Source organism: Methanobacterium sp., from assembly GCA_039666455.1.
In the GTDB taxonomy this organism is placed as follows: Archaea; Methanobacteriota; Methanobacteria; order Methanobacteriales; family Methanobacteriaceae; genus Methanobacterium_D.
Genome location: JAVSLW010000010.1, coordinates 38,212 through 60,616, shown reverse-complemented (window position 1 = coordinate 60,616; position 22,405 = coordinate 38,212). Strand labels below are relative to the sequence as shown.

Here is a 22,405-nt window from a genome sequence, read left to right as displayed (position 1 = left end):
TTTTAAATATTTCAAGATATGGTCTGCACTATTTATAAATAATTTCATCAAGTCCTGAGGTGTATGTTTTGTCATGGATTATTCTAATTTTTCTCCTGATAATAGCTTCCATAAAAAACAGGGGTTCCAACAAAAAAATGTCAGTATCCATTGTTATTCCAGCATATAACGAATCAAAAACAGTTGGATCTATTATTAAAGTTGTTAAGAGTCTTGATATTGTAAATGAGGTCATAGTTGTTGATGACGGCTCAACCGACCAGACAGCTGAAATTGCCAGAAAGGCCGGTGCAATAGTTATAAGTCATACTACTAATTCTGGAAAAGGGGCTGCCTTAAAGACAGGTTTTAAAAATTCTAAAGGAGATATAATTGCTTTTATCGATGCTGATCTCCATAATATAAATTCAAATCAGATTAAAAAAATCATTAAGCCAATACTGGATGGAAAGGCTGATGTAACCAAAACAAAATTTAAAAGAAAATCAGGAAGGGTCACTGAATTAACTGCAAAACCCTTATTAAATTTCTTTTTCCCGGAAGTGAAGTTTGATCAACCTCTAAGCGGACAGTTTGCAGCTAAACGGACTTTTTTAAACAGGATAAAATTTGAAGAAGATTACGGTGTTGACGTTGGAATAGTTCTGGATGCTAATGCAAGCGGCGTGAGGATAAAAGAAGTGGACATAGGCCAGATTGAACATAAACATTCTTCTATTAAGGGACTGAATAAAATGGCCAATGAAGTTGTAAGGACCATAGTAGACCGTGCCATGGAATACGGCAGAGTTTCAATGATGGACACCCTTGGAAAATATATAAGAATGAGTATTTTAGGTCTTTCGCTTACATCACTTGGACTTTTTTCAATATTCTTCATTAACAGAATCCCTGCAATAATCGGGGCTTTAATTTTAGTCATTGGGCTTATAATCGCCCTTTTCTACACATTCAAACTTATAAGAAGATCATTTAAAGTTTTTTCAAAATCAGATAGTAAATCATCTACCATGAAATCATTCTTCTACATGCATTTTCCTATTCTTGTTTCTGCATTGATACTTCTGGCCATGATTTTCACTCTTCTGGGAGGAGTACAGATCGATGGAGGCAAACTTACAATCCAGCCTGCATCTGGCAATCTTATAATCCCCCTGGGAACATCTCCAGATCTTACAAAAGCAGAAATAAGAGGACCCTATATTGTAGACAGCGCCCTTGAAAATGAAAATAGCACAATAAGGATGCCTGCAGAGGCTATGAGCACTTTAGAGTTTAGCTATGGTGATTTTATCTACATAAATAATAAAAGGTATTTACTGAATGAAACACGGCCAGAAGAGTATAACATAATTAGAATGCCACAAGATGCAAGAAATCGCATGGGATTGAATATAGGAAATGTTATACTTGATGGAAATCTCAGAAACACATTTAAAAACATGTACGCAGAAAAATCTATGGCTTTAGACCCTAATTTCAATAATTCAAATAATTTAGAGGTTAAAAAAGGTATAATCATAAATCCAAGTACAGAAAATGGTAGAATGATTAATATATATGTTGATGGACAAAAAGTAGTTAGTACAGCAGGAATAATTGAAAATGGAACCTACAGCATCTACATTAACAACGTAAAGTATAGAACAATTAGAATCAATAAAAATGATCCTGATAAAGTAACATATGTTTACTGGGGCAATAACGTAATTAAAATAGAAATAGGTGGTCCTGCAGATTCAAATGCATATTTTACAACATCGGATAAAGGTAAGTTCTTAAACTTTCTTTTAAGTATTAATCCATCATGAGCGAAAAATGAAATCCTTAAAAAAAACAGTGATCTGCCGCTTTCCAGTGGGTTTTGTATGGAAAAAGGATTTAAATATGGATTTCGGTGATTAAATGATAAGTAAAGTTTATTTTTCAGATTTCAGATCAAGGAATAGTAGGGAAAATAAGATCAATAAAATCAGAAAGCTTTTTAAAGCTGCAGATTTTGAAAGTAACATCAATAAAAATGATTTAACTGCCATTAAAATTCATTTTGGTGAGAGGGGAAATGATTCTTATGTAAATCCAGTGTTTGTAAGGCAAATTGTTGATGGCGTGAGGCGAGCAGGAGCCAGGCCATTTTTAACAGATACAAATACTCTTTATTACGGCAGCAGGCATAACTCTGTTGATCATTTAAACACCGCAATAATGCATGGATTTGATTACGCTGTTACTGGAGCACCGCTTATAATTGCAGATGGAATTCGTGGAGAAAATGAAATTGAAATTGAAATCAATTTGAAACATTTTAAAACCGTAAAAATTGCAGGAGATATAGAAAAAGCAGATTCGATGGTGGTAATATCTCATTTTAAAGGCCATGGGATGAGTGGATTTGGAGGAGCTATAAAAAACCTTGCTATGGGTTGTGCATCGCCTGCAGGTAAATTAGAGCAGCATGAATGTACCAAACCCTTAATATCAGCAGAATGCATGGGCTGCGGCAAATGTCTAAAATCATGTCCTGTTTCAGCCATGTACCTTGAAGCTGGAAAATCTAAAATAAACTATGATGTATGTATTGCCTGTAATAACTGTCTCATGGTCTGCCCTGAATCAATGATAGACCTGGACTTTGATAATATACAGCCTTTCATTGAAAAAATGACCGAATATGCTTATGGGGCAGTAAAAAGCAAACAAAACAAAATCTGTTATATTAACTTCCTTATGGACATAACCCCTGACTGTGACTGCGTTCCATGGAGTGATTCTCCAATAGTTCCAGATATTGGAATATTAGCTTCAAATGATCCTGTAGCTCTGGATACTGCCAGTTATCATCTTGTAAATGAGCAGCACGGGTTTAAAAACTCTCTTTTAATTCATAACCATGAAAAGGGAGGGGATAAGTTCAGGGGACTGTATGAAAAAATTGAAGGCAATATCCAGATAAAATATGGCCAGGAAATTGGACTTGGAAGTATGAATTATGAGATGATTAGAATATAAGCAGGAATTAAAATGGCAAGAAAGTCTCACTGGGAAAATACTGAACGTATTGAGACACTTGTAGATGGAATATTTGCAATTGCAATGACACTACTTGTTTTAAACCTTGATGTTCCTCAGTTAGTTTATCCTGTCTTTGATTCAACCATGCAGAGTATTTTAATCGGTATGGTGCCCCGGCTGTTTACATATACATTGAGTTTTGCCCTTCTTGCTATATTCTGGAGAATTAATCACAGCCAGTTTTACCATATTAAACAGGCAGACAATACTTTTTTATGGATAACTGTTGTATGGCTTTTGCTTGTTGCTCTCGTGCCCTTTTCAACCTCTTTAACAGGAGAATATGGGTATTTAAGATCTGCCCAAATCTTTTTTGGCCTTAACTTACTTGGAATTGGATTATTATCAGCATTAAGCTGGTATTATGTTACCGAAAAAAAATATATAGGTTCCGAATTAACTTTAAAAGAAATATACAATATTCGGCAGGTTAATTTAATTTTACCTGCTGTTTCATTACTTGCTATTGGAGTAGCATTTATCAGCCCTTCATGGAGCGGGTTGACATATGCAGTTATTCCACTTGTAAAGAAGATTATGGATGCTTAAATGCATACCATTTATTTTTAAAGGAAAACTATAAGAGATTTTTAACCCTGTTTTTATATCTAAATGTTTAGAGTTATAGATTTATTTTGATGCTGCGAGCTTTTGTGCCCTTTGGTTGGTGACTGTTCCAGCTAATAGTGAAAACCAGGTATCAAACTAAATACAATTAAAATCATTATAATTTTTATAATCAATATGTAGGATAAAAAATCCTGACGAATAACGCTTAAAGCAGGATTTGGGAAATAAAAAAGCTGAATTGTTTTTCCAATTACAAATAAATAAAATAGAACAATTAAAACAATTTCTTTATTCTTCATTTCTAAAAAACCCCACATAATTATTTTTACCTTTCTTTTCATAAACTAAACCAGTATAATCCTTATGCCTTAATTTAATAGGAAAATCTTTGGGATTGAGGTTTTCTTCTATAATTTTATCTCTGCCATAATCAATTAAGTGTTGAACTGCTCTTTTTATGTTTTCATCGTATTTCTTTCCAAAATAGTTTCTACGCCTTGTAATCATCCATACAAGAAATAAATATGTACTTGGTGTGCCCACTATGATAATAGACAAAATTCCTTGAAAAAAATTAAAATCAAGAATTAGTCCAAACATAAATATAAATAATCCTCCTAGAGCAGATATCCATAAAATTAATAGGAAAAAAATTTTCAATATATCTTTAGCATCAAATTTTGTTGCATTTTCAAAATAAGATTCCATTTCTTTTCGAGTTTCTTGATACAAATCAGGAACATTCTTTACAAAATAATTTCTTTGTTTCTGCTTAGATAATAGTTTAAAAAAGGTGTTAAAAGAATAAGGGATAATACCTATCGGTGCTGGGGGTCTATCCGGCTCAAACTCCATTATATATGCAATTAACCCTTCAACCATTTTTTCAGCTTGGATATTCTCTGATGTCAAGATTTATTCTCCTTTATGATTTTGGACGGCTATAAAATTTATATAATACCCATATTAATATCAACATTGTTATAATAAATAAAATAGCAGCATAAACCAAAAATGATGCAGCCATAATTCCTGCAATTGTCCATCCAAGTAATAGCCCATATCCTGCACTTAATAAAAATGATGTCATATAAGCAAGTAGAGCAATTAAAGCTAATATATCAAAATCAGGTGAACCAAACACTTCATTTAATATATCTCCTACGGTTTTCCAGCTATTTTGATCATTCTGTTCACAAACTAATTTCCCTGCATCAAGTTGTGTTCCAGTTGAAACTACATCTCGAACCGTTAAAATATCACGTCCAAGCTGACCTGTAGGCTGTGATGAATTATTTGGAGGTGTTGGACCTGGAGGTTGTGGTTCAGGTGGAGTAGGTCCAGGGGGTGTAGGAGGATTATTCGGTGGTTGTGGCTGTGTAGGTGGAGTAACAGGAGGAAAATCATACGTAAAAGTATTCGTATCAGCGGTTTGTACTGGATCAATTGAAGTTATATCATAACTCGCCTGATTATTACCAGGATTAGGATCACCCACTGAAGCAGCTTTCACTGAAAACGCCCTAACCACCCCACTTAAACTCTTAGTACTGAACAACGCCAAATCACCATAAACCGACACTAAATTAATGAAATGACCAGCATTATTAGTTTGAAGAGTCAACTCCATTGTAGCATTACCTCCAGCAGGTAATATCCCAACATTCCAAACCCCAGTCTCTGAATCGTAAGTTCCAGTTCCCTGACTGCTTAATAACTTCAAACCGAAAGATATTTTGTAATCCACTTTAATATCAGCCGATTTTGGCCCATTATTCAAGGATGTGATAGTTAATTTAACAGTATCACCAACATTTAAACTATTTTTATCTCCAGTGATAGTCACAGCCAGATCTGTAGTTGAAGTGGTTGTTTAGTCTATAAATTTTGATATATCCGTTTTAATGATTTTAAATAATGTTTTATAGGCACGTATAACGTCTTTTTCATCTATTTTTTCCTTTTCTTTGTTTACTGCACTGCAACCTGCTAAAAATAACACTATGTCCTCCTGCCTAATACTAAAAGATGACTCTTTAAAACTATATTTTTTAAAAATAAAAAGTGATACTATTTTATTCACTTCATTGTAAATTTTTTTGGTTTGTCTATTTTTCCATTTTAGTTTCCTGAGTTTCTGAAAAAATTCCGGAGTTGGCTTTGATATTTCATTAATTTTATCAAAATCCTCTAATGCAAATACAATTCTTTCACCAATGTCATTTTTAAATATTTTCCTAACGTCTTCTGCAGTTAATTGTCTCCCCAAATTCATTGAATAAATCCATTCCAGAAAAGGAAAGAAAAAATAAAACGTGTTATAATCAATTAAATCTGATAGAAATTTAACAGGAAAGTTCTTTAGATTTTCAGCTGCCATAACTAAAAGAGAACTTTCAAGGGCAATTTCTGTTGTGTTATCACTTAATAAAGGTACGGGTTCTTTCCAGTTATAATAAATTTCCAATAAATTATGATAATAACCTGAATCAATTAAAAAATGTAATTCAGTCATTAATTCATCTAAATCAGAAGAACAAACTTTTCTTAGTCTTTTCAAACCATAATTTGCTAGATCATTATGAGATGGCATTATATCACCAAATATACTATTTTTTGTTAAATAATTCATTTAATTTTTTGGAAATTTCATAGTATGTTAATTGGTCTAAAGTATGTATAAAAGGTGCAATGAAAGGTTTAAGAACTGGAAATTTTTCTGCTAAAAATCTTAAACCAAGTCCAATTATTGTAGTAGGTCCAATACCAGTTAAAGGAGTAGAATATAATTCCTGAAGAACAGCCGAAATATAGCTCTCATACTGAATAAAAATCCTTAATATTGCATTTTCAAGGAATTTTTTCAATGAATAACCCAAATAAGACAAATACACCCATGCAGATGACAATGCTGCGAGAATTCCATTTATTATTCTTTGCAAGTATTCTCCTGCAGGAGTAATGACTAAAGCGGCTCCAATTAAAGCACCTATTATGATTATAGCATAAAACCACAATGGTGGATCCTCTTCAGGCTCTTCAGGCTCATTATCCTGAGTTAAATTCCATTCAGGTAGTACAGATTTATTCATAGCATCTTTCAATGTACCCTGTGAAATTGCATTTCTAACTCCGGCAATATCACGTCCAAGCTGACTTGTAGGATGTAGTGGATTATTTGGAGGTGTTGGACCTGGAGGTTGTGGTTCAGGTGGAATAGGTCCAGGGGGTGTAGGAGGATTATTCGGTGGTTGTGGCTGTGTAGGTGGAGTAACAGGAGGAAAATCATACGTAAAAGTATTCGTATCAGCGGTTTGTACTGGATCAATTGAAGTTATATCATAACTCGCCTGATTATTACCAGGATTAAGATCACCCACTGAAGCAGCTTTCACTGAAAACGCCCTAACCACCCCACTTAAACTCTTAGTACTGAACAACGCCAAATCACCATAAACACTAACTAAATTAACAAAATAACCAGTATTATTAGCCTGAAGAGTCAACTCCATTGACGCATTGCTTCCAGCAGGTAATATCCCTACACTCCAAATACCAGTACTTGAATCATATGTTCCCTCCCCATTATAACTTAACAATTTCAAACCAAACGGAATCTTATAATCTACTTTGACATTAGCACTATTTGGACCATTATTAAAAGCTGTAACGGCTAATTTAACAGTATCGCCCAGATTTAAAGTATTTTTATTTCCAGTGATAGTCACACCAAGATCAGTTGCCAAAGCAGTAGAATCCAAAGTACTTACAGTAACATCATAAACTACAGGTGATTGTGTACTATTAAACTTCTCAAGAGCTACTTCAACTTCTAAATACTTTATGGGACATTTCTAAATAAGATTCTAATTATAAATATTGCTTCATTTGCTTATTATAGATTTTATTTTCACTCCAATCAAACCAGTAATTGCTGCTATTACTCCTCCAATAAACATGGTAATTATTAAAAAAATGATAGTCATAACAGGCCCATGAACATTGATTCCTAAAATCCCATAATTATCTTGATTTTTAATAAATCCTCCAATTAGAATCATTAAATTAATTAAAAACATTATAATAGCACCAGTAATAAAACCGCTTTTTAAACCATCCTTTAAAGTGCCGCCAAACCTATAAGCAGCCACAAAACCACCAGCCAATACTCCTAAAACTACCATTTTCAATAAGAAAGATGAAATAAAACCTATAACAATTCCTAAAATTAATGCGTATTTCAATTGATTTTTAGCAGGTTTTAAATTACTTGAAAATTCTGAATACTCTAACTTCCCACCGCACTGACATTTATCGAAATCAGTGGGAGATTCACCAGATTGAAGCTCATAATAGCCATTACATTTCTTACAAACTATTAAACCATTGAATTTCCCTTTCATAGTTTAATTCTCCTTTAAGTCATTGAAATATGGATATAATCCTTATTAAACTTGCTAATTTAATTCTATTTTATATTCTAACTCTCCACCACACTGACACTTATCAAAATCATCAGGAAATTCGCCTTCTTCTAGTTTATAGTAACCATTACATTCTTTACACATTAAATAGCCACCATAATCATAATCATGAAATAGCTCTCTTTTGCACCTATATTGGGTTACATCAGTTTTTAGAAGCTTATAATAAGTCCTATAAGCTGTAATATAATCATCAATAGTAAGTCCTGATCTGTCATCATTCACAGCACTACAGCCAGCAAGATAAGATACAAACTCTTCTTCAATCCTTGCAAATGAACCAAAGTTTCCATATTTTAAAGATAGGCTCATTCTCATGATTTTTCGAAATTCATATTCACAATTAACCACTTCTTGGTCGGGATTCTTTATTTTATCTAGTTTTTTAAAGAATTCTGCTGTAGGTTCTCTTGTATGAGTATTTATATCAAATTTATCTAGATTAAAAGTTATTGATTCATCTAAACCACTGAAATAAACATTAAATAAATCAAAAAGCCCTAATTTTCTACCAACAACCCTACAATAAAGCCTTTCCAAAAAGAGATAAATTCTAGAAAAATGGGCATATTCAATATAAGCATTTTTATATCCTTCAAAAGCCCCATAAATTAGCCTATTAGTCGGTCCTTCTGAAGTCCAGTAAATTAATTCTTTTTTTGCTAAATTCCTAAGGCGCATTTTATCAATATATTTCCTAATCTTTTTTGTATCTCCTCCAGCAATAACATTTTTATCAAAACTAAAAAGATCATCAGCGTCAAAATAAGGAGGATATGCCCTTTTAGAAACACTAACCAAAAAATCATCATAACCTAATTTTTCAAGATCATCCAAATTAACAATAATAAAATCAAAAATAGACCCATATTCTTTTCTAAAATCATCGATTAATAATTCTAGCTTTTCATCTGTTGATTGAAAAATTTTTTTAAATGACGCCATTGACATGTCTCCTACTTTCCAAATAATTTCTTAATATAATCTTTTACAAACTGTTCAATCCAGTCTATGGCATTAAATAAGGGACTATTTAATTTATTATCTGCTATGTTCTTAAGAATAACAGCTAAACTTAACATTAGAATAACCGCCGAAAATATAGCATAGATATTTGTTTGGACGGACTTAGTTAAAATATCTATATATTGCATAAATGCAAATGTTTGATAGACAATCATCACATAACTGAAAAGATCGGGGCTAACTAAGAAGCATACTACATCTAATGCAAATAAAGCCACATCTTGAGGTCTAAATACAAAGTTTTTACCGGCAGCCTTATCTACAACAAATTTAGCTATTTTATTTTTCATATCTGTATCAGAAAGGAAAGCAAACGCTAACCCGCCCGATACAAGACACGAAGCTAATATTAATTGTTCAATAACACTTGTATCTACGTCCCATCCTGGCATTTGAGGTGGTTGTGTAGTCTGATTTCCATTTGAGCTATCATTAGTGTTTTGATTATTACTAGGAGTATATCCTACATAACCCCTAACATAGCCAATATCACGATCTAACTGCGTACGTGGTGGATTGGATGACCCAGGACCTGGACCTGGTGGTGTAGGTGGAATTGGAGGATTAGGATTTGGAGGTGTTGGTGGAGCAGGTGGATTATTAGGAGGCTGATTTGGAGGATTATTAGGTGGGTTATTCGGAGGCTTAACTTCATCAGGGAAATCATATGGCAAACCATTCAACCCATCCCCTGGAATATCATCCAAGTCTGGTGCGTTAGCTACTAAATTGAACCCCGCCTGATTATTTAATGGATTTAAATCAGGTAAATCACTGTAAACAATAGCAGTATTCACAATAGAACCTGCATTATTAGCCTGAAGGATTAATTCCATTGTAGCATCACCTCCAGCAGGTAAAACTCCCACATTCCAAATTCCAGTATCGGAATCGTAAGTTCCAGTTCCTTGACTGCTTAACAATTTCAAACCAAGCGGAATCTTATAATTAACCTTAACACTTGCACTATTTGGACCATTATTAAAAGCTGTAACGGTTAATTTAACTGTTTCACCAACATTCAAGCTGCTTTGATTTCCAGTGATGCTCGCACCAAGATCTGTTGTTAAAGCAGTAGAATCCAAAGTATTTACAGTAACATCGTAAACTACAGGTGACTGTGCACTGTTAAACTTCTCTAGAGTTACTTCAACTTCTAAATACCTTCCACGCGGAGTTAAACGTAAACTAGCACCATTTATAGCATCCTCCCATGCAGACCAGCTTTGTTTATCGTTAGAGCTTCTAACACGTACTGTAATCTTTGTACCATGTGGTTCATAACTGTTCAAGCTTATAGTGGTCCAGTAAGTGTTATTTTTATTATTTATCTTATTTTATAGCAGGAGAGCCCAAATACTTTAATTTTCCCCCGCACTCACAATTATCAGAGTAATCGTCTACTGATTCACCTTCAGGGATTTGATAATAGGTTCCACACTTCTTACAAACTAAATAATCGCCATGATTATCCAGATCAGTTATTCTCTCAGGAATAGCTTTGTACTTGGTAACATCTGTTTTAATAAGCTTAAAAAAAGTTTTATATGCCACAATAGTATCTTCAGTTCCAATTCCTAAACGGCCATTATTCACTGCATTACAGGCCGCTAAAAATTGAACAAAAAGATCCTCAGTAGACCTATATTCAGAAGACCAATCTTTAAAGTCTGGATAATTCAAACTAAAATCCATTACTTCGAACATTAGTTTGTTTAATTTTTTGTAGAGTTTTTTTTCTTCCCAATAGGTTTTGCCCAGTGATTTAATATATTCTGGGGTGGGTTCAGGCAAATTTTCAAGCTCAACCGTGTTAAAATCATCTAAAGCAAAAATAATCCTCTCATCCAAACCACTAAAATAAATATTCAACATATCCTCCTTTTCCAAAGGACTTTTATGCATAAAATAAACAGATTCAATAAAAGAATATAAAGTAAGCGTATCTTGAACAGTAATAATTGATTTTGTGAAAATTGTTGTAAACAAACCACCTTTTTTTAAATTATCATATGATAGAATTTCTATTCTGTGTTTTGGCAAATCCCCCAAAAAATCAATATCACCATCAAATTTATCAGAATTCGAAGCATCTATCAATTTTTTATAAAACCCAGAATCCCTAATATTCTTAATTTCAGAAAGAATACCGTCCAAACCCCTGATATCCAAACCCCCAAGATAACTAAAAAGATCCTCCATATTCTGCTTACTTTTCTTATCCATCTCCTCTATCTTCTCTTCCATCTTATCAATAATGCCCATTATAATACACCTCAGATATTATTTAATCCTGTACTGGGTCAAAAATAAATACTTTCTCAAAACTTTCACGATCAGGAAGTTGCCCTTTCATTAGACTGGTGATAATGTCTATTACAGCATTTATTGTGCCATCAGGATCTTGAATAAACTGTGCACTTGAATATGCTAATAATAAAGCATCAATTTTAGCCTCTTGACCCGGGAATAACTTATACATGCCTCTTTTAAACACTTCCATTCCATAATTGAAACCAGCTTTATTTAATAATTCGTCCCAGGTCTTCAAAGCCTTTTGAACAGTAGGATTATTAATAATTTTATTTGCCTTAGCTAAAACATCCAAAATTTGTTTTGTACGCATCACTTTGTTAAAGTAGCTAGATATCGTGTTTAATGCTTTGAAATTATTTAAAAATGCACTTTTTACACTCTGTAAATATTCTCCAGAAGCTGAACCACCAGATGGTGTGAATTCCATGAAAGCTAAAATAGCGACTTCAACAGAGAATTTCAGCATAGTTTTAACCCAACCTTCATATTCTTCCTGAGTAAATTCTGGCCCAGGATCACCTGTCCACTCAGGCACATTCTCCTCAGTATTTCCACTTGAAACAGCCTGCCTCACCCCGGCAATATCTCTACCAAGTTGAGTTGATGGTTTCTGTGGTTCAGCAGGCGGATTAGGGTTTGGTGGAATTGGAGGATTGTCAGGTGGTGTAGGTCCAGGACCTGGAGGTAAAGGAGGTAAAGGAGGTAAAGGAGGTAAAGGAGGTAAAGGAGGTAAAGGAGGTATAGGTGGTTCAGGAGTTGGTGGAGTATCAGACGGTGTTGGAGGATTATTTGGAGGCCTAATATCATCAGGAAAAGTATAATGTAAAGGATTCAATTCATCTGATGGAATTGATTCCAAGTCTGGTGCGTTAGTTACTAAATTGAACCCTGCCTGATTATTTAATGGATTTAAATCAGGTAAATCACTGTAAACTGTAGCAGTGTTAACAATAGCGCCTGCATTATTAGCTTGAAGAGTCAATTCCATTGTAACATTACTATCAACAGGTAAAATTCCCACACTCCAAACCCCAGTCTCTGAATCATAAGCTCCAGTACCCTGACTACTTAACAATTTCAAACCAAGCGGAATCTTATAATTAACCTTAACATTAGCAGGATTAGGGCCCTCATTTCTTGCTATAATGGTTAATTTAACAGTACCCCCTACATTTAAACTGCTTTGATTTCCAGTGATGCTCACACCAAGATCAGTTGTTAAAGCAGTAGAATCCAAAGTATTTACAGTAACATCATAAACTACAGGTGACTGCGTACTGTTAAACTTCTCAAGAATCACTTCAACTTCTAAATACTGTCCATTTGGTGTTAATTTTAGATTAAAGTAATTATCTGCCGGTTCCCAATTTGACCAGTTAGTTTTATCGTTGGAACTTCTAACACGTACAGTTACTTTTGTACCCTTTGGTTCATAACTATTCCAGCTAACAGTACCCCAATAAGCATTATCAGTCAGGGAATCATGAATTACTGTCCAGGTTCCCTTATCATAAGCACTGGATGAAGGAGCCGTCATTGTACTGTAGCCCACATGACTTCCAGAGACTATCAGTTTAGAGAAGTCCACTCCATTAATTTCGGGGTTTATACGGTGAATATAAACATCATTATAGTCAACAACCCAGACATTACCTTCACTATCAACTGATAAAGCGCTGGGTCCCTTTCCAGGATATATTGTAGCTTTCAAAATACCATCGTTGGAGAATCTGGTAACTGTATCTGATTCCAGATTAGCTGTCCAAACATCACCATCTTCAGTAACTACAACACCCCTCGCCCCATTAGGAGCAGTTTTAGTCCAATCCACCGTGCCATTTAAGGTATCAATCCTGGAAATACGTGAATTCACGTAACCTGTGACAAAAAGATGGTTATTCCCATCTAGGGCAAGGCCATATGTCCAGTGAGGAATATTAATCCTTGTAAAAGAGCCGGTATTAGTGTTAAGCTGAAGAATATTTCTATTTTCACCGCCAGCAGACCATATAATGCCATTTTGATCTATCACTGCCCCGTAAGGTGTATGTCCTACTGAAGAAACATCTATAGTTTTCAGAATCTGACCCGTGGTATCATCGAGGCAGAAGTACTTCTGCAATCCATAACATCCGACCCACACATTGTTATCAGAATCCAGTACAACTGCAAGAGGTCCAGGATTCTTCCAGTTATTAGCGTAACCTCCTGTATACGCACCTGGGACATAAGCACCCTCACGTCCAGGTATGAAAACTGTCTCATAAAGCATGCATTCGTCTTTTCCCCAGTCTAAAAGTTCACTTCCAGTGATCACTCCATTATGGTCCAGATCCCGGCTTGTCTGAATTGTTCCATCATTATCCCGGTCAATATATCCTCCATTCTCTAATAGGCCGATTTTAACCACGGTTCCTGTTTGGTAATTAGCCACCCAGCAGTTACCATTAGAATCTACCACTGTTCTGGAAGGATGAGCATTACCTTGAGGGCTGGTACGATACCTGGCCACTTCTTGCCCTGTGCGCACATCCACCTTGGATATTGTGCCCTGATTAGTGTTGGGGACCCAGATATAATTCCCTGCAGGTTTAGATGAATTATTGAGCTCCAGTTTATCCCCAGAACCATTTACATTGTTAAAAGTACCATTATTAAAATCATCTGATGAGTTATAGGTCTGATTGGTGCCTGCAGCAAATGAAGTGCTGCAGAACAATAAAACTCCAAATAACACTATGATCAATAAAAGCCATTTATTGATTTTGGACTTGTCTTCTCTTTTGTTAAGATAGGATCCAAATAAAACCAGTAAAATCGCAAGCCCAGAAAAATTAAGAGGCACACCAGTATCCTGCATAGGAACAGTCCTATTATCCCTTTCAGGAGGAGGGATGCTACCACCATACCTGTAATAACCTCTTTTTTGAACTGCTTTTTTTGAAACTTTGGTGTGACCATCAACAGAGACAGGAGGAGATGGATCATTATCTCCACTAATTATAGGTGTTAAAGTCAGTGCAACCGCCCCACCAGGAGACAATGCACCAATAAACCACAACCCATTATTATATGAACCATGAGAGGGTTCAGGAGTGAATCCTGAAGGTATAGTAGTTTTTATTGCAGTATTAAACGCATAATCAGTTCCAGTGTTACTTACAGTAAGCGTAGGTTTACCATTTTTCAATTCATAGCTTAATTCAACATTTTGAAATGGAACATAAACACTTGCACTTGATACTGAACTATTTGTTGGGTCATATTCATTATGGGTTTCACTAACCCAATAATTAATATTCCTGCTTGCAAATTCCGGTGTTATAACTCCTGTAACTTCCAGTGTCGCTGTTTCACCAGGCCGCAAAACCCCAACAGTCCATACTCCGTCACTGTATGTCCCCACAGAAGGTGTAATCACCGTAAATCCAGATGGTAACACAGGATAAACCATTATATTGGTTGCTGTATCAGGCCCATTATTTCTAACCATGGTTACAAATATAACAGTGTCTCCTATGCGTGGTGTAGGGTTATTTACAGTTGTGGTAAGTGTAACATCTGCTTTCAAGGCTTTAACAGTTAAATCATAAAGTACAGGTGAAATATTGCCTTTATTTCTTTCCAGAGTTGTTTCAACCTCTAAATATCTGCCTCCAGGTGTTGAACTAAGAAAAGCACTATTAATTACTTCTTCCCAATTTGACCAGTTCTGTTTATTGTTGGAGCTTCTAACACGCACTTTTATTCTGGTGCCTTCTGGTTCAAGACTGTTCCAGGATACTTTTCCCCAAAGAGCATTGTTAATCTGTGTGTCATGGATTACAGTCCATATGCCTTTGTTTGTGGTGATGGTGTTGGACACCACTCCAGTCATGTCACTGTAACCATAATGAAGACCTCCGATGATTCTTTTGGATAATTCCACCCCATTCTCAATATCTCCTGAATCAACTTTCTGCGGGTTAATCCGGTGAATATACTCATCACCATTATCAACCACCCATATTTTACCCTGGTTATCCACTGAAACACCGGTAGGAGTGTTTCCAACAATTATAGTAGCTTTAAAGTCACCATCATTAGAATATCGAGTCACTGTTCCTGCTGCAGAATTAGCAATCCACACATCACCATCATCTGTAACAACAACTCCCCTGGATTGGTATGGGCATGGTTTTGTCCATTCAATAGTGCCAGTGAGAATGTTGATCCTGGAAAATCGGGAATATGTCCAGCCAGAAACAAATAAATGATTATTTCTATCAAGCCCCAGTCCATAAGCAGTGTGAGGAACATTAATTCTCTTGAATGTGTCATTTGAAGGGTCTAATCTTAAAATATTATTCCCAACACCTCCAGAAGACCATAATACACCATACTGGTCAATCACCGCCCCATAAGATCCATGACCAACCGATGAAACATCCACCGTCTTCAATATTTGACCATCAGAGCCATTAATATAGTAAAATTTATGTGTGCCGTAAGTACCTGCCCATATATTGTTTTGACTATCAACAGCAATCCCCCGGGGTCCAGGAACATTAGAATATCCTTCAGTATAATTTCCCGGCCTATAGGTACCTTCACGTCCTGGTATAACCACCACTTCCCATAGTACACATTCATCTTCACCCCTGGAAGAATTTCATCTGCTGTTATAACACCATTACCATCCAAATCTCTGCAGGTTTCAATTATTCCATTATTATTACGGTCAAAATAACCTCCATTTTCAAACAAACCAATCTTAACCACCGTTCCAGTTCCACGGTTACCAACCCAACAATTACCATCAAGATCAATAGTAGTACGAGAAGGAGAAGAACCCGCAGAAGGACCAACCCTATAACGAGCCACCTCCAGACCAGTAACAGTATTAACCTTAGATACAGTTCCCTCATTACTGTTAGGAACCCAGATAAATGAATAACTGGATGCTGAAGAATTACTGGAAAGCTGCAACCGATTATCAGAAACATTCAAACCAGTGCCATTACCTCTGTTAAAATCATCGTCAGTTGTATAAGTGTAATTGGTATTTGCAGCTGCCGCTACACTGCAAAATACCAGTGTAAAAGCAAAGAGTAAAATAAAAAACATCACTCGCCTGATCATACTCCCATTCCCCATATAATCCAATATTAATTCTAAATGATACACCTGTTATTAAAAAATTTACTATTTGAAATAAATAGCAACACTTAAATACCAGTAAGAGCCAAATTTATTAATTTAATCAATATAATACGTTGCTATGAATTAATTCTATCAGATATACCAAATAAACCGTTGAATATTAATTAAATCGTGAAAAAAAGTGCAATAACTTTTTTTAATCCAAAAAACTCCCAAATGAAGCCATTAAATCAATCGCCATTTTTATATGATACAATTTAAATACTTAAACCCATGCAAAAGTGGATTAAACACCCTCTAATCAAGGACCAAAAAATAGAATCACGACTTTACCAGCAAATTCTAGCTGCTGATGTGCTTAAAAAAGGAAGCACTATAATAGTAGCACCTACAGCACTTGGAAAGACAATAGTAGCAGTTTTAGTGGCAGCGGAAAGGCTCAAAAATTTCAAGGGTTCAAAAGTCCTGATTCTATCACCAAGCAAGCCACTTACAGCACAGCATGAGGAAAGCTTTAGGGAATTTATGAATTTGCCTGTAACCTCTCTTACTGGTGATATTAAGCCAGAAAAAAGAGCTAAAAGATGGGATGAATATCAAATTATTTGTGCCACTCCCCAGACCATAGAATCAGATTTAATATCCTCCAGATACAGTTTAAAGGATGTTTCACTGATTGTATTTGACGAATGTCACCGCGGTGTGGGATCTTATTCCTATGTTTATTTGGCTTCAAAATACCAAAAAGAAGCAAAAAATCCACTTATACTTGGCCTTACCGCTTCTCCAGGCTCTGATGAAAATAAAATTAGTGAAGTATGCGAAAATTTGTTTATAAATGACGTTGTCATCAAAAGCGAAGAAGATGCTGATGTTGTTCCTTATTTTAACCCGGTTGAAGTTAAATGGATTAAAGTTGAACTTAATGATGAACTTAAAGGTATTAAATCACATATTGAAAATACCTTGAAGGCCAGATTTAACACCCTTAAAAAAATAGGAATAATAAAATCTGTGAACATGAATAAAAAGGACGTTTTAAAAGCCAAGGGAGAGGCTCAAAACAGGATATCAAGAAGCAGTAATCCTCCAAAGAAATATTATATAGCTGTTTCTACGTTTACTGCTGTAATCAATGCCCTGCATGCCCTTGAATTACTTGAAACCCAGGGGATACATACTTTAAACAAATACTTTGAAAGGCTGCGCAAAAAGAGAACAAAAGCAGCTAAAAGCCTTTTAGTGGATGAAAACTTTAAAAAAGCGATTAGCCTTACCAAAATAGCCCATAGAAAAGGAATTGAACATCCAAAACTCAATAAATTAGCTCAAATATTGAAAAAAGAGCTCAAAGAAAATAAAGACTCCAGAATAATTGTTTTCACCCAGTTTAGAGATACTGTTGATAGGATATTTGAAAAATGTGAGGAAGAGGATATTAAAGCTGTTAAATTCTTTGGTCAGGCTGCAAAGGAAGGTGAAAAGGGATTAACCCAAAAAAAACAAAAAGAAGTCATTAAAGCTTTTAAAATGGGTACTTATGATGTTTTAATATCCACCAGTGTGGCTGAAGAAGGTATTGACATACCTGCTGTGGACCTTGTAATACTTTACGAGCCTGTTCCATCTGAAATACGGATGATACAGCGCCGTGGTAGAACTGGAAGGAAAAATAAAGGAAAAACGTGTATTTTAATCACTAAAGGTACCAGGGATGAAGCTTACTACTGGGCAAGTATCAATAAAGAGCAGAGAATGAAAAAACAGCTTTCAAACAGAATAAAAAGAAATACAGCCCTCAAACACGAAGCTTTTGGGGCCACGAAACCAAAGTTTCGTACGGCTCCTAAAGAAATTGTAAAAGTAATCCCCCGTGAAGATGGCGAGATTAAGCCACTGATCTATGCTGATTCAAGAGAGGGTAATTCCAGGGTACTGCGTGAACTTGACAAATTAAATGCAGATATAGAAGTAAAAAGCCTTGCTATTGCCGATTATCAGGTGAGTGATGAGGTTGGAATTGAGCGAAAAACTACAAAAGACTTCATAGTTTCAATTATGGATAAACGACTTTACAAACAGGCCAAAGAATTGGCTGAAAACTTCAGAAAGCCAGTGATTATACTTGAAGGTGAAGATCTCTATTCATCTTTAATTCATCCAAATGCAGTAAGAGGCGCTCTTGCTTCTCTAGCTGTGGATTTCAGTATTCCAATCATTCCAACCAGATCTGAAGAAGATACTGCTGCAATGGTTATGAGGATTGCTATAAGAGAACAAATACTTGAACGGCCAGTGATGCAGATTAGAACCGAGAAAAAACCACTCACATTGTATGAACAGCAATTGTATATTGTAGAATCACTACCAAATATTGGGCCAGTTACAGCTAAAAAGCTGCTTGAAGAATTTGGTTCAGTTAAAGACATTATAAATGCTTCAAAAAGCGATCTTAAAACTGTGGAAGGAATTGGTGAAAAAATAGCCAGAAGAATAAAAGAGGTAGTTGATTCTGGCTTTAGGAAAATTGGTAAAAGTAAAACTAAAAAGCTTACAGAAATGGATGAATAAAACTAATAGAATGAATCAAAAGTTAATTTGTAACCTGAACCCAAATATTTAGTTATAACATAAAAAAGGGCAAATATCATTGATTAAATTTTTAATATATTATAGTGAGGAGTGAATAAATTGCGCATTTTAATGGATGAAAGGGGCAAAAAATACATTGCCCGCAATGAAGAATTCCACACCAACTTCGGTTTTATAAAAAAAGAGGATATGGAAAATGGAATGCCTGGAGACGCCCTGGAAACTCATTTAGGGCATGAATTTAAGGTTTTAAAGGCTAATATAAATGATTATATCGATTTAATGGAGAGAAAATGCTCAATAATACTGCCCAAAGACATTGGAATCATAATCGCAACTACAGGAACTGGGTGTGGAGACAGAGTAATTGATGCTGGAACAGGCGCTGGAGCCACAGCACTTCATTTTGGAAATGTTGTGGGTGATAAAGGCGCTGTTTACTCCTATGAGGTAAGAGAAGACTTTGCAGAAATTGCAAAACGTAATATCGAAGGTTTTGGGCTTGAAAACGTGCATATAAAATGTAAAGACATATTAGATGGTATAGATGAAGATGATATCGATCTGGTCTTTTTAGATCTACCAAAACCATGGGATGTTGTAGAGCACGCTAAAAAAGCCCTTAAAACAGGCGGATATATCGCAACTTATACCCCCTACATTGAACAGGTTCAAATACTTCACAAAGTGCTTAAAAAATTCGAATTTTCAAATATTAAAACAATTGAATGTATTCTACGTGAAATTGAAGTAAAAAATAAGGGTACCCGGCCTAAAACAAGGGCCGTAGGTCATACCGGGTATTTGACATTTGCAAGAAATCTATAACTCCATAGAAGTTTTAATGGATTTTTCTAAAAAGCTTAAAGAATGTTCATTCAAATAATAACTCTTTTAAAGAATATTGACATAAATACTTTATCTGATCAAAATTCAGAGAATTTTAGAAAATTTGTAGTATTTGAAAATCTATATTAGTTATAATATTTTAGATGAATGCAAAAAAAATGATGTTGCAATTAGATGAAATTGGAGATGTACTTAACTTAAAACTTTAAAGAATGTCTTGAGGATTTAATTTAAAAAAAGGAGATTATTATGAGATGTATAGTAATTGGCGCAGGTAATGCTGGACGCCCTGTTGCAAGAATTCTAAACCATGTAGGCAATAACGTTGTTATAACTGATAGAAAACCTTTAAGCAGTTTCCAAGAAGATATCCAAGAAATTCTCCTGAAAATGGAAAAAGAAGGAGTAGATCTTCGTTTAGGATCAGATGTACCTGATGATCTTAAAAATTTTGACTTGGCATATGTATCTCCCACAATACCAGTAGATGACACCATCAAAGGAGAGAAGATAAAGTTATTAAAAAATGAGGACATCGCAAAGATAATAGACAAGGAGATTGATATAGATATAATTGGAATAGCAGGAACACTTGGAAAAACAAGTACCACCCACATAATATCCCACATATTTGAGTCTGCAGGATATAAGGTGTGGACATGTTCATCCCAACATGGAAATCTACTTAGCGAGATCATAGTTGATGGAATAATTCATAATTATCATAAGAAAAATGATATTGCAGTTCTTGAGATTCCCCATGGTACCATAAGGCTAATGTCCCAGGTGAAACTGAAGGTAGGGATCCTTACAAATATCTACCCCGAGCATCTTGCAGAATTCGGTGGATCCATGGAGAAGTACACAGCCCGTGAGATGCTCATAGTTAATATGCCCGACATTTTTATTGCCAATATTAAATGCAGAAATTTAATACACAGAAACGATGTGGTCTGGTATGGTTCAAAAGGCAATGAATGTAATGTCAAAGGGGAGTTAGTAGATAAAAAGCTTATGATCAAATATGATGTTGGTAACAGAGCTGGAAAATTTCAAACCCCTCTTAAAATGTCTGGTTACTATGTTGAAAATTCCATAGCCGCAGCAGCAGCTTCAATATGTTATGGTCTTGATGAAGAAAGCATAAAAGATGCACTCGGCAAATTCAGAGGAATTCCAGGCCATATGGAATATTTAGGAAAATATTCTAACAGAGAAGTGTATTTTGATGCGGCCTACATACCCGAGGGTCTTCTTCCTACTTTAAAATCTTTTTCTGGGCATTCTTTGGTGGTTTTAATCGATAATCCAGATAGTAGCACTCCCCGGGATAAATATGGACTCGGTAACATACTTGGTAGATATGCTAAAGTTATAATTGCTACTGGATACAATGAAACCATTGGGAAACTGGACATGGCCGCTGCCAAAGAAGTTTTAGCTGGAGCTCATGATTCAAAAGCCTTGAAAATTGCAGTTGAAGACATGAAAACCGCAGGAGAGCTTTCCATTAAATATTCACAACCTGGAGATACAATATTGCATGTAGGTCCTGGAGCTATATCTGCATATGAAAGTGTGAAGTCTTCCATGCTTTCTGGAATTAAAAAAGGATGTAATAAATATGGATAAGAGATATTTGACATGGTAGTGCTTGATGGATATAATGTTTTAAGGTGTATACCCTATGCAAAAGGATTTATTAAAGGTTCTAAAATTAGCAAAAAAAGATTTAGTTTGAATTAAACATTGTTAATATCATCTAAATAGATTGTATCGTGACATAACTCATTGATTAGTTTTTTATTATGGCTTACAACCAGCACACCAATATTCTGCTCTTCAGCTATGTCTAAAACTGTATTCCATATTTGAGCCTGAGTAATTGCATCTACCATTGTGGTTATTTCATCAGCTATTAAAAACCTGGTTTTAGGGTTTAAAGCCCTTGTAAGGGCGAATCTTTGAAGTTCACCTCCAGAAAGCTCATTTGGCCACCGATTAAGCCAGTTCTTTTTTATTCCAAATGAATTCAAAATATCCTGCGGAACATCATGCCCTTCATTTAAAATATCCTTCATTTTCCATTTAGGATTTACAGATTTTTCTGGATGTTGAAAGACAAGTTGCACTGGATTATATCCTTTTAACGGGATTTCTTTTCCATCAATGCTTACATTCCCCTGATAGTTATTTTCATAGCCAGATAATATCTTACACAGTGTTGATTTTCCACTTCCACTATCTCCAATCAGGCCCAGTACTTCACCACTTTTTAAAGATATATTCACGCCATTTAAAATCTGTTTGTCTCTTTTATATCCAAAACTTATATTTTCACCTTTAAGAAGCAT

Annotated in this window: 17 protein-coding genes; 6 read left to right on the top strand and 11 right to left on the bottom strand. The window is 35.1% G+C overall.

The features are described from left to right. The first annotated feature begins 59 nt into the window (after positions 1 to 59). The 3 genes from PQ963_03000 to PQ963_02990 all read left to right on the top strand — a co-directional run bounded on the left by PQ963_03000 (position 60) and on the right by PQ963_02990 (position 3,621). Positions 60 to 1,811, top strand: coding sequence for a glycosyltransferase (locus tag PQ963_03000; GenBank protein MEN4028636.1), 1,752 nt, complete (start codon positions 60 to 62; stop codon positions 1,809 to 1,811). Positions 1,812 to 1,905: 94 nt separating this feature from the next. Then, positions 1,906 to 3,009, top strand: coding sequence for a DUF362 domain-containing protein (locus PQ963_02995; GenBank protein ID MEN4028635.1), 1,104 nt, complete (start codon positions 1,906 to 1,908; stop codon positions 3,007 to 3,009). A 12-nt stretch (positions 3,010 to 3,021) separates the two neighbouring features. Then, the gene (locus tag PQ963_02990; GenBank protein ID MEN4028634.1) at positions 3,022 to 3,621 is read left to right on the top strand and encodes a TMEM175 family protein; all 600 of its coding nucleotides are present in this window, start codon (positions 3,022 to 3,024) and stop codon (positions 3,619 to 3,621) included. Positions 3,622 to 3,930: 309 nt separating this feature from the next. Here PQ963_02990 and PQ963_02985 read toward each other — a convergent pair whose 3' ends face one another. From PQ963_02985 to PQ963_02940, 10 genes are all read right to left on the bottom strand, one after another. Next, complete coding sequence (locus PQ963_02985; protein ID MEN4028633.1) at positions 3,931 to 4,554, bottom strand: hypothetical protein; 624 nt, start codon at positions 4,552 to 4,554, stop codon at positions 3,931 to 3,933. A 13-nt stretch (positions 4,555 to 4,567) separates the two neighbouring features. Further along, positions 4,568 to 5,488, bottom strand: a complete 921-nt coding sequence (locus tag PQ963_02980) for a DUF11 domain-containing protein (GenBank protein ID MEN4028632.1) — start codon at positions 5,486 to 5,488, stop codon at positions 4,568 to 4,570. Between the two features lie 27 nt (positions 5,489 to 5,515). Continuing rightward, entirely contained in the window at positions 5,516 to 6,274 is a 759-nt protein-coding gene (locus tag PQ963_02975; GenBank protein MEN4028631.1) for a hypothetical protein, read from the bottom strand. Next, positions 6,252 to 7,388: a DUF11 domain-containing protein gene (locus tag PQ963_02970; GenBank protein MEN4028630.1), complete on the bottom strand. Its 1,137-nt coding sequence runs from the start codon at positions 7,386 to 7,388 to the stop codon at positions 6,252 to 6,254. The genes PQ963_02975 and PQ963_02970 overlap by 23 nt, the downstream gene beginning before the upstream one ends. 138 nt (positions 7,389 to 7,526) lie before the next feature. Next, positions 7,527 to 8,045: a DUF5518 domain-containing protein gene (locus PQ963_02965; protein ID MEN4028629.1), complete on the bottom strand. Its 519-nt coding sequence runs from the start codon at positions 8,043 to 8,045 to the stop codon at positions 7,527 to 7,529. Positions 8,046 to 8,099: 54 nt separating this feature from the next. After that, a complete protein-coding gene (locus tag PQ963_02960; protein ID MEN4028628.1) occupies positions 8,100 to 9,077 on the bottom strand; it encodes a hypothetical protein in 978 nt (325 codons plus the stop codon). 5 nt (positions 9,078 to 9,082) lie between these two features. Beyond that, the gene (locus PQ963_02955; protein ID MEN4028627.1) at positions 9,083 to 10,444 is read right to left on the bottom strand and encodes a DUF11 domain-containing protein; all 1,362 of its coding nucleotides are present in this window, start codon (positions 10,442 to 10,444) and stop codon (positions 9,083 to 9,085) included. A 40-nt stretch (positions 10,445 to 10,484) separates the two neighbouring features. Further along, the gene (locus tag PQ963_02950; GenBank protein ID MEN4028626.1) at positions 10,485 to 11,417 is read right to left on the bottom strand and encodes a hypothetical protein; all 933 of its coding nucleotides are present in this window, start codon (positions 11,415 to 11,417) and stop codon (positions 10,485 to 10,487) included. Between the two features lie 22 nt (positions 11,418 to 11,439). Further along, positions 11,440 to 15,345 carry a hypothetical protein gene (locus PQ963_02945; GenBank protein MEN4028625.1) on the bottom strand — a complete coding sequence of 1,302 codons (3,906 nt, stop codon included), beginning with the start codon at positions 15,343 to 15,345 and terminating at the stop codon, positions 11,440 to 11,442. A gap of 560 nt (positions 15,346 to 15,905) precedes the next feature. Further along, entirely contained in the window at positions 15,906 to 16,589 is a 684-nt protein-coding gene (locus tag PQ963_02940) for a hypothetical protein (protein MEN4028624.1), read from the bottom strand. Between the two features lie 294 nt (positions 16,590 to 16,883). Between PQ963_02940 and PQ963_02935 the strand changes: the two genes are divergently transcribed. The 3 genes from PQ963_02935 to PQ963_02925 all read left to right on the top strand — a co-directional run bounded on the left by PQ963_02935 (position 16,884) and on the right by PQ963_02925 (position 21,683). Beyond that, the gene (locus PQ963_02935; GenBank protein MEN4028623.1) at positions 16,884 to 19,181 is read left to right on the top strand and encodes a DEAD/DEAH box helicase; all 2,298 of its coding nucleotides are present in this window, start codon (positions 16,884 to 16,886) and stop codon (positions 19,179 to 19,181) included. Between the two features lie 120 nt (positions 19,182 to 19,301). Further along, positions 19,302 to 20,030: a tRNA (adenine-N1)-methyltransferase gene (locus PQ963_02930; protein MEN4028622.1), complete on the top strand. Its 729-nt coding sequence runs from the start codon at positions 19,302 to 19,304 to the stop codon at positions 20,028 to 20,030. Between the two features lie 270 nt (positions 20,031 to 20,300). Further along, positions 20,301 to 21,683 (top strand): Mur ligase family protein, encoded by a 1,383-nt coding sequence (locus PQ963_02925; protein MEN4028621.1) that lies wholly within the window; start codon positions 20,301 to 20,303, stop codon positions 21,681 to 21,683. Between the two features lie 110 nt (positions 21,684 to 21,793). On the opposite strand, the gene PQ963_02920 is transcribed toward PQ963_02925, so the two are convergent. Further along, positions 21,794 to 22,405, bottom strand: a complete 612-nt coding sequence (locus tag PQ963_02920) for an ATP-binding cassette domain-containing protein (GenBank protein ID MEN4028620.1) — start codon at positions 22,403 to 22,405, stop codon at positions 21,794 to 21,796.

Bases quoted from the DNA above. Each gene is read 5' to 3' on its own strand.
- PQ963_02995 (MEN4028635.1), top strand. From the start codon at position 1,906: ATGATAAGTAAAGTTTATTTTTCAGATTTCAGATCAAGGAATAGTAGG.
- PQ963_02990 (MEN4028634.1), top strand. From the start codon at position 3,022: ATGGCAAGAAAGTCTCACTGGGAAAATACTGAACGTATTGAGACACTT.
- PQ963_02975 (MEN4028631.1), bottom strand. From the start codon at position 6,274: ATGAATTATTTAACAAAAAATAGTATATTTGGTGATATAATGCCATCT.
- PQ963_02965 (MEN4028629.1), bottom strand. From the start codon at position 8,045: ATGAAAGGGAAATTCAATGGTTTAATAGTTTGTAAGAAATGTAATGGC.
- PQ963_02960 (MEN4028628.1), bottom strand. From the start codon at position 9,077: ATGTCAATGGCGTCATTTAAAAAAATTTTTCAATCAACAGATGAAAAG.
- PQ963_02950 (MEN4028626.1), bottom strand. From the start codon at position 11,417: ATGGGCATTATTGATAAGATGGAAGAGAAGATAGAGGAGATGGATAAG.
- PQ963_02945 (MEN4028625.1), bottom strand. From the start codon at position 15,345: ATGACTGGAGTGGTGTCCAACACCATCACCACAAACAAAGGCATATGG.
- PQ963_02940 (MEN4028624.1), bottom strand. From the start codon at position 16,589: ATGATCAGGCGAGTGATGTTTTTTATTTTACTCTTTGCTTTTACACTG.
- PQ963_02935 (MEN4028623.1), top strand. From the start codon at position 16,884: ATGCAAAAGTGGATTAAACACCCTCTAATCAAGGACCAAAAAATAGAA.
- PQ963_02925 (MEN4028621.1), top strand. From the start codon at position 20,301: ATGAGATGTATAGTAATTGGCGCAGGTAATGCTGGACGCCCTGTTGCA.
- PQ963_02920 (MEN4028620.1), bottom strand. From the start codon at position 22,405: ATGCTTCTTAAAGGTGAAAATATAAGTTTTGGATATAAAAGAGACAAA.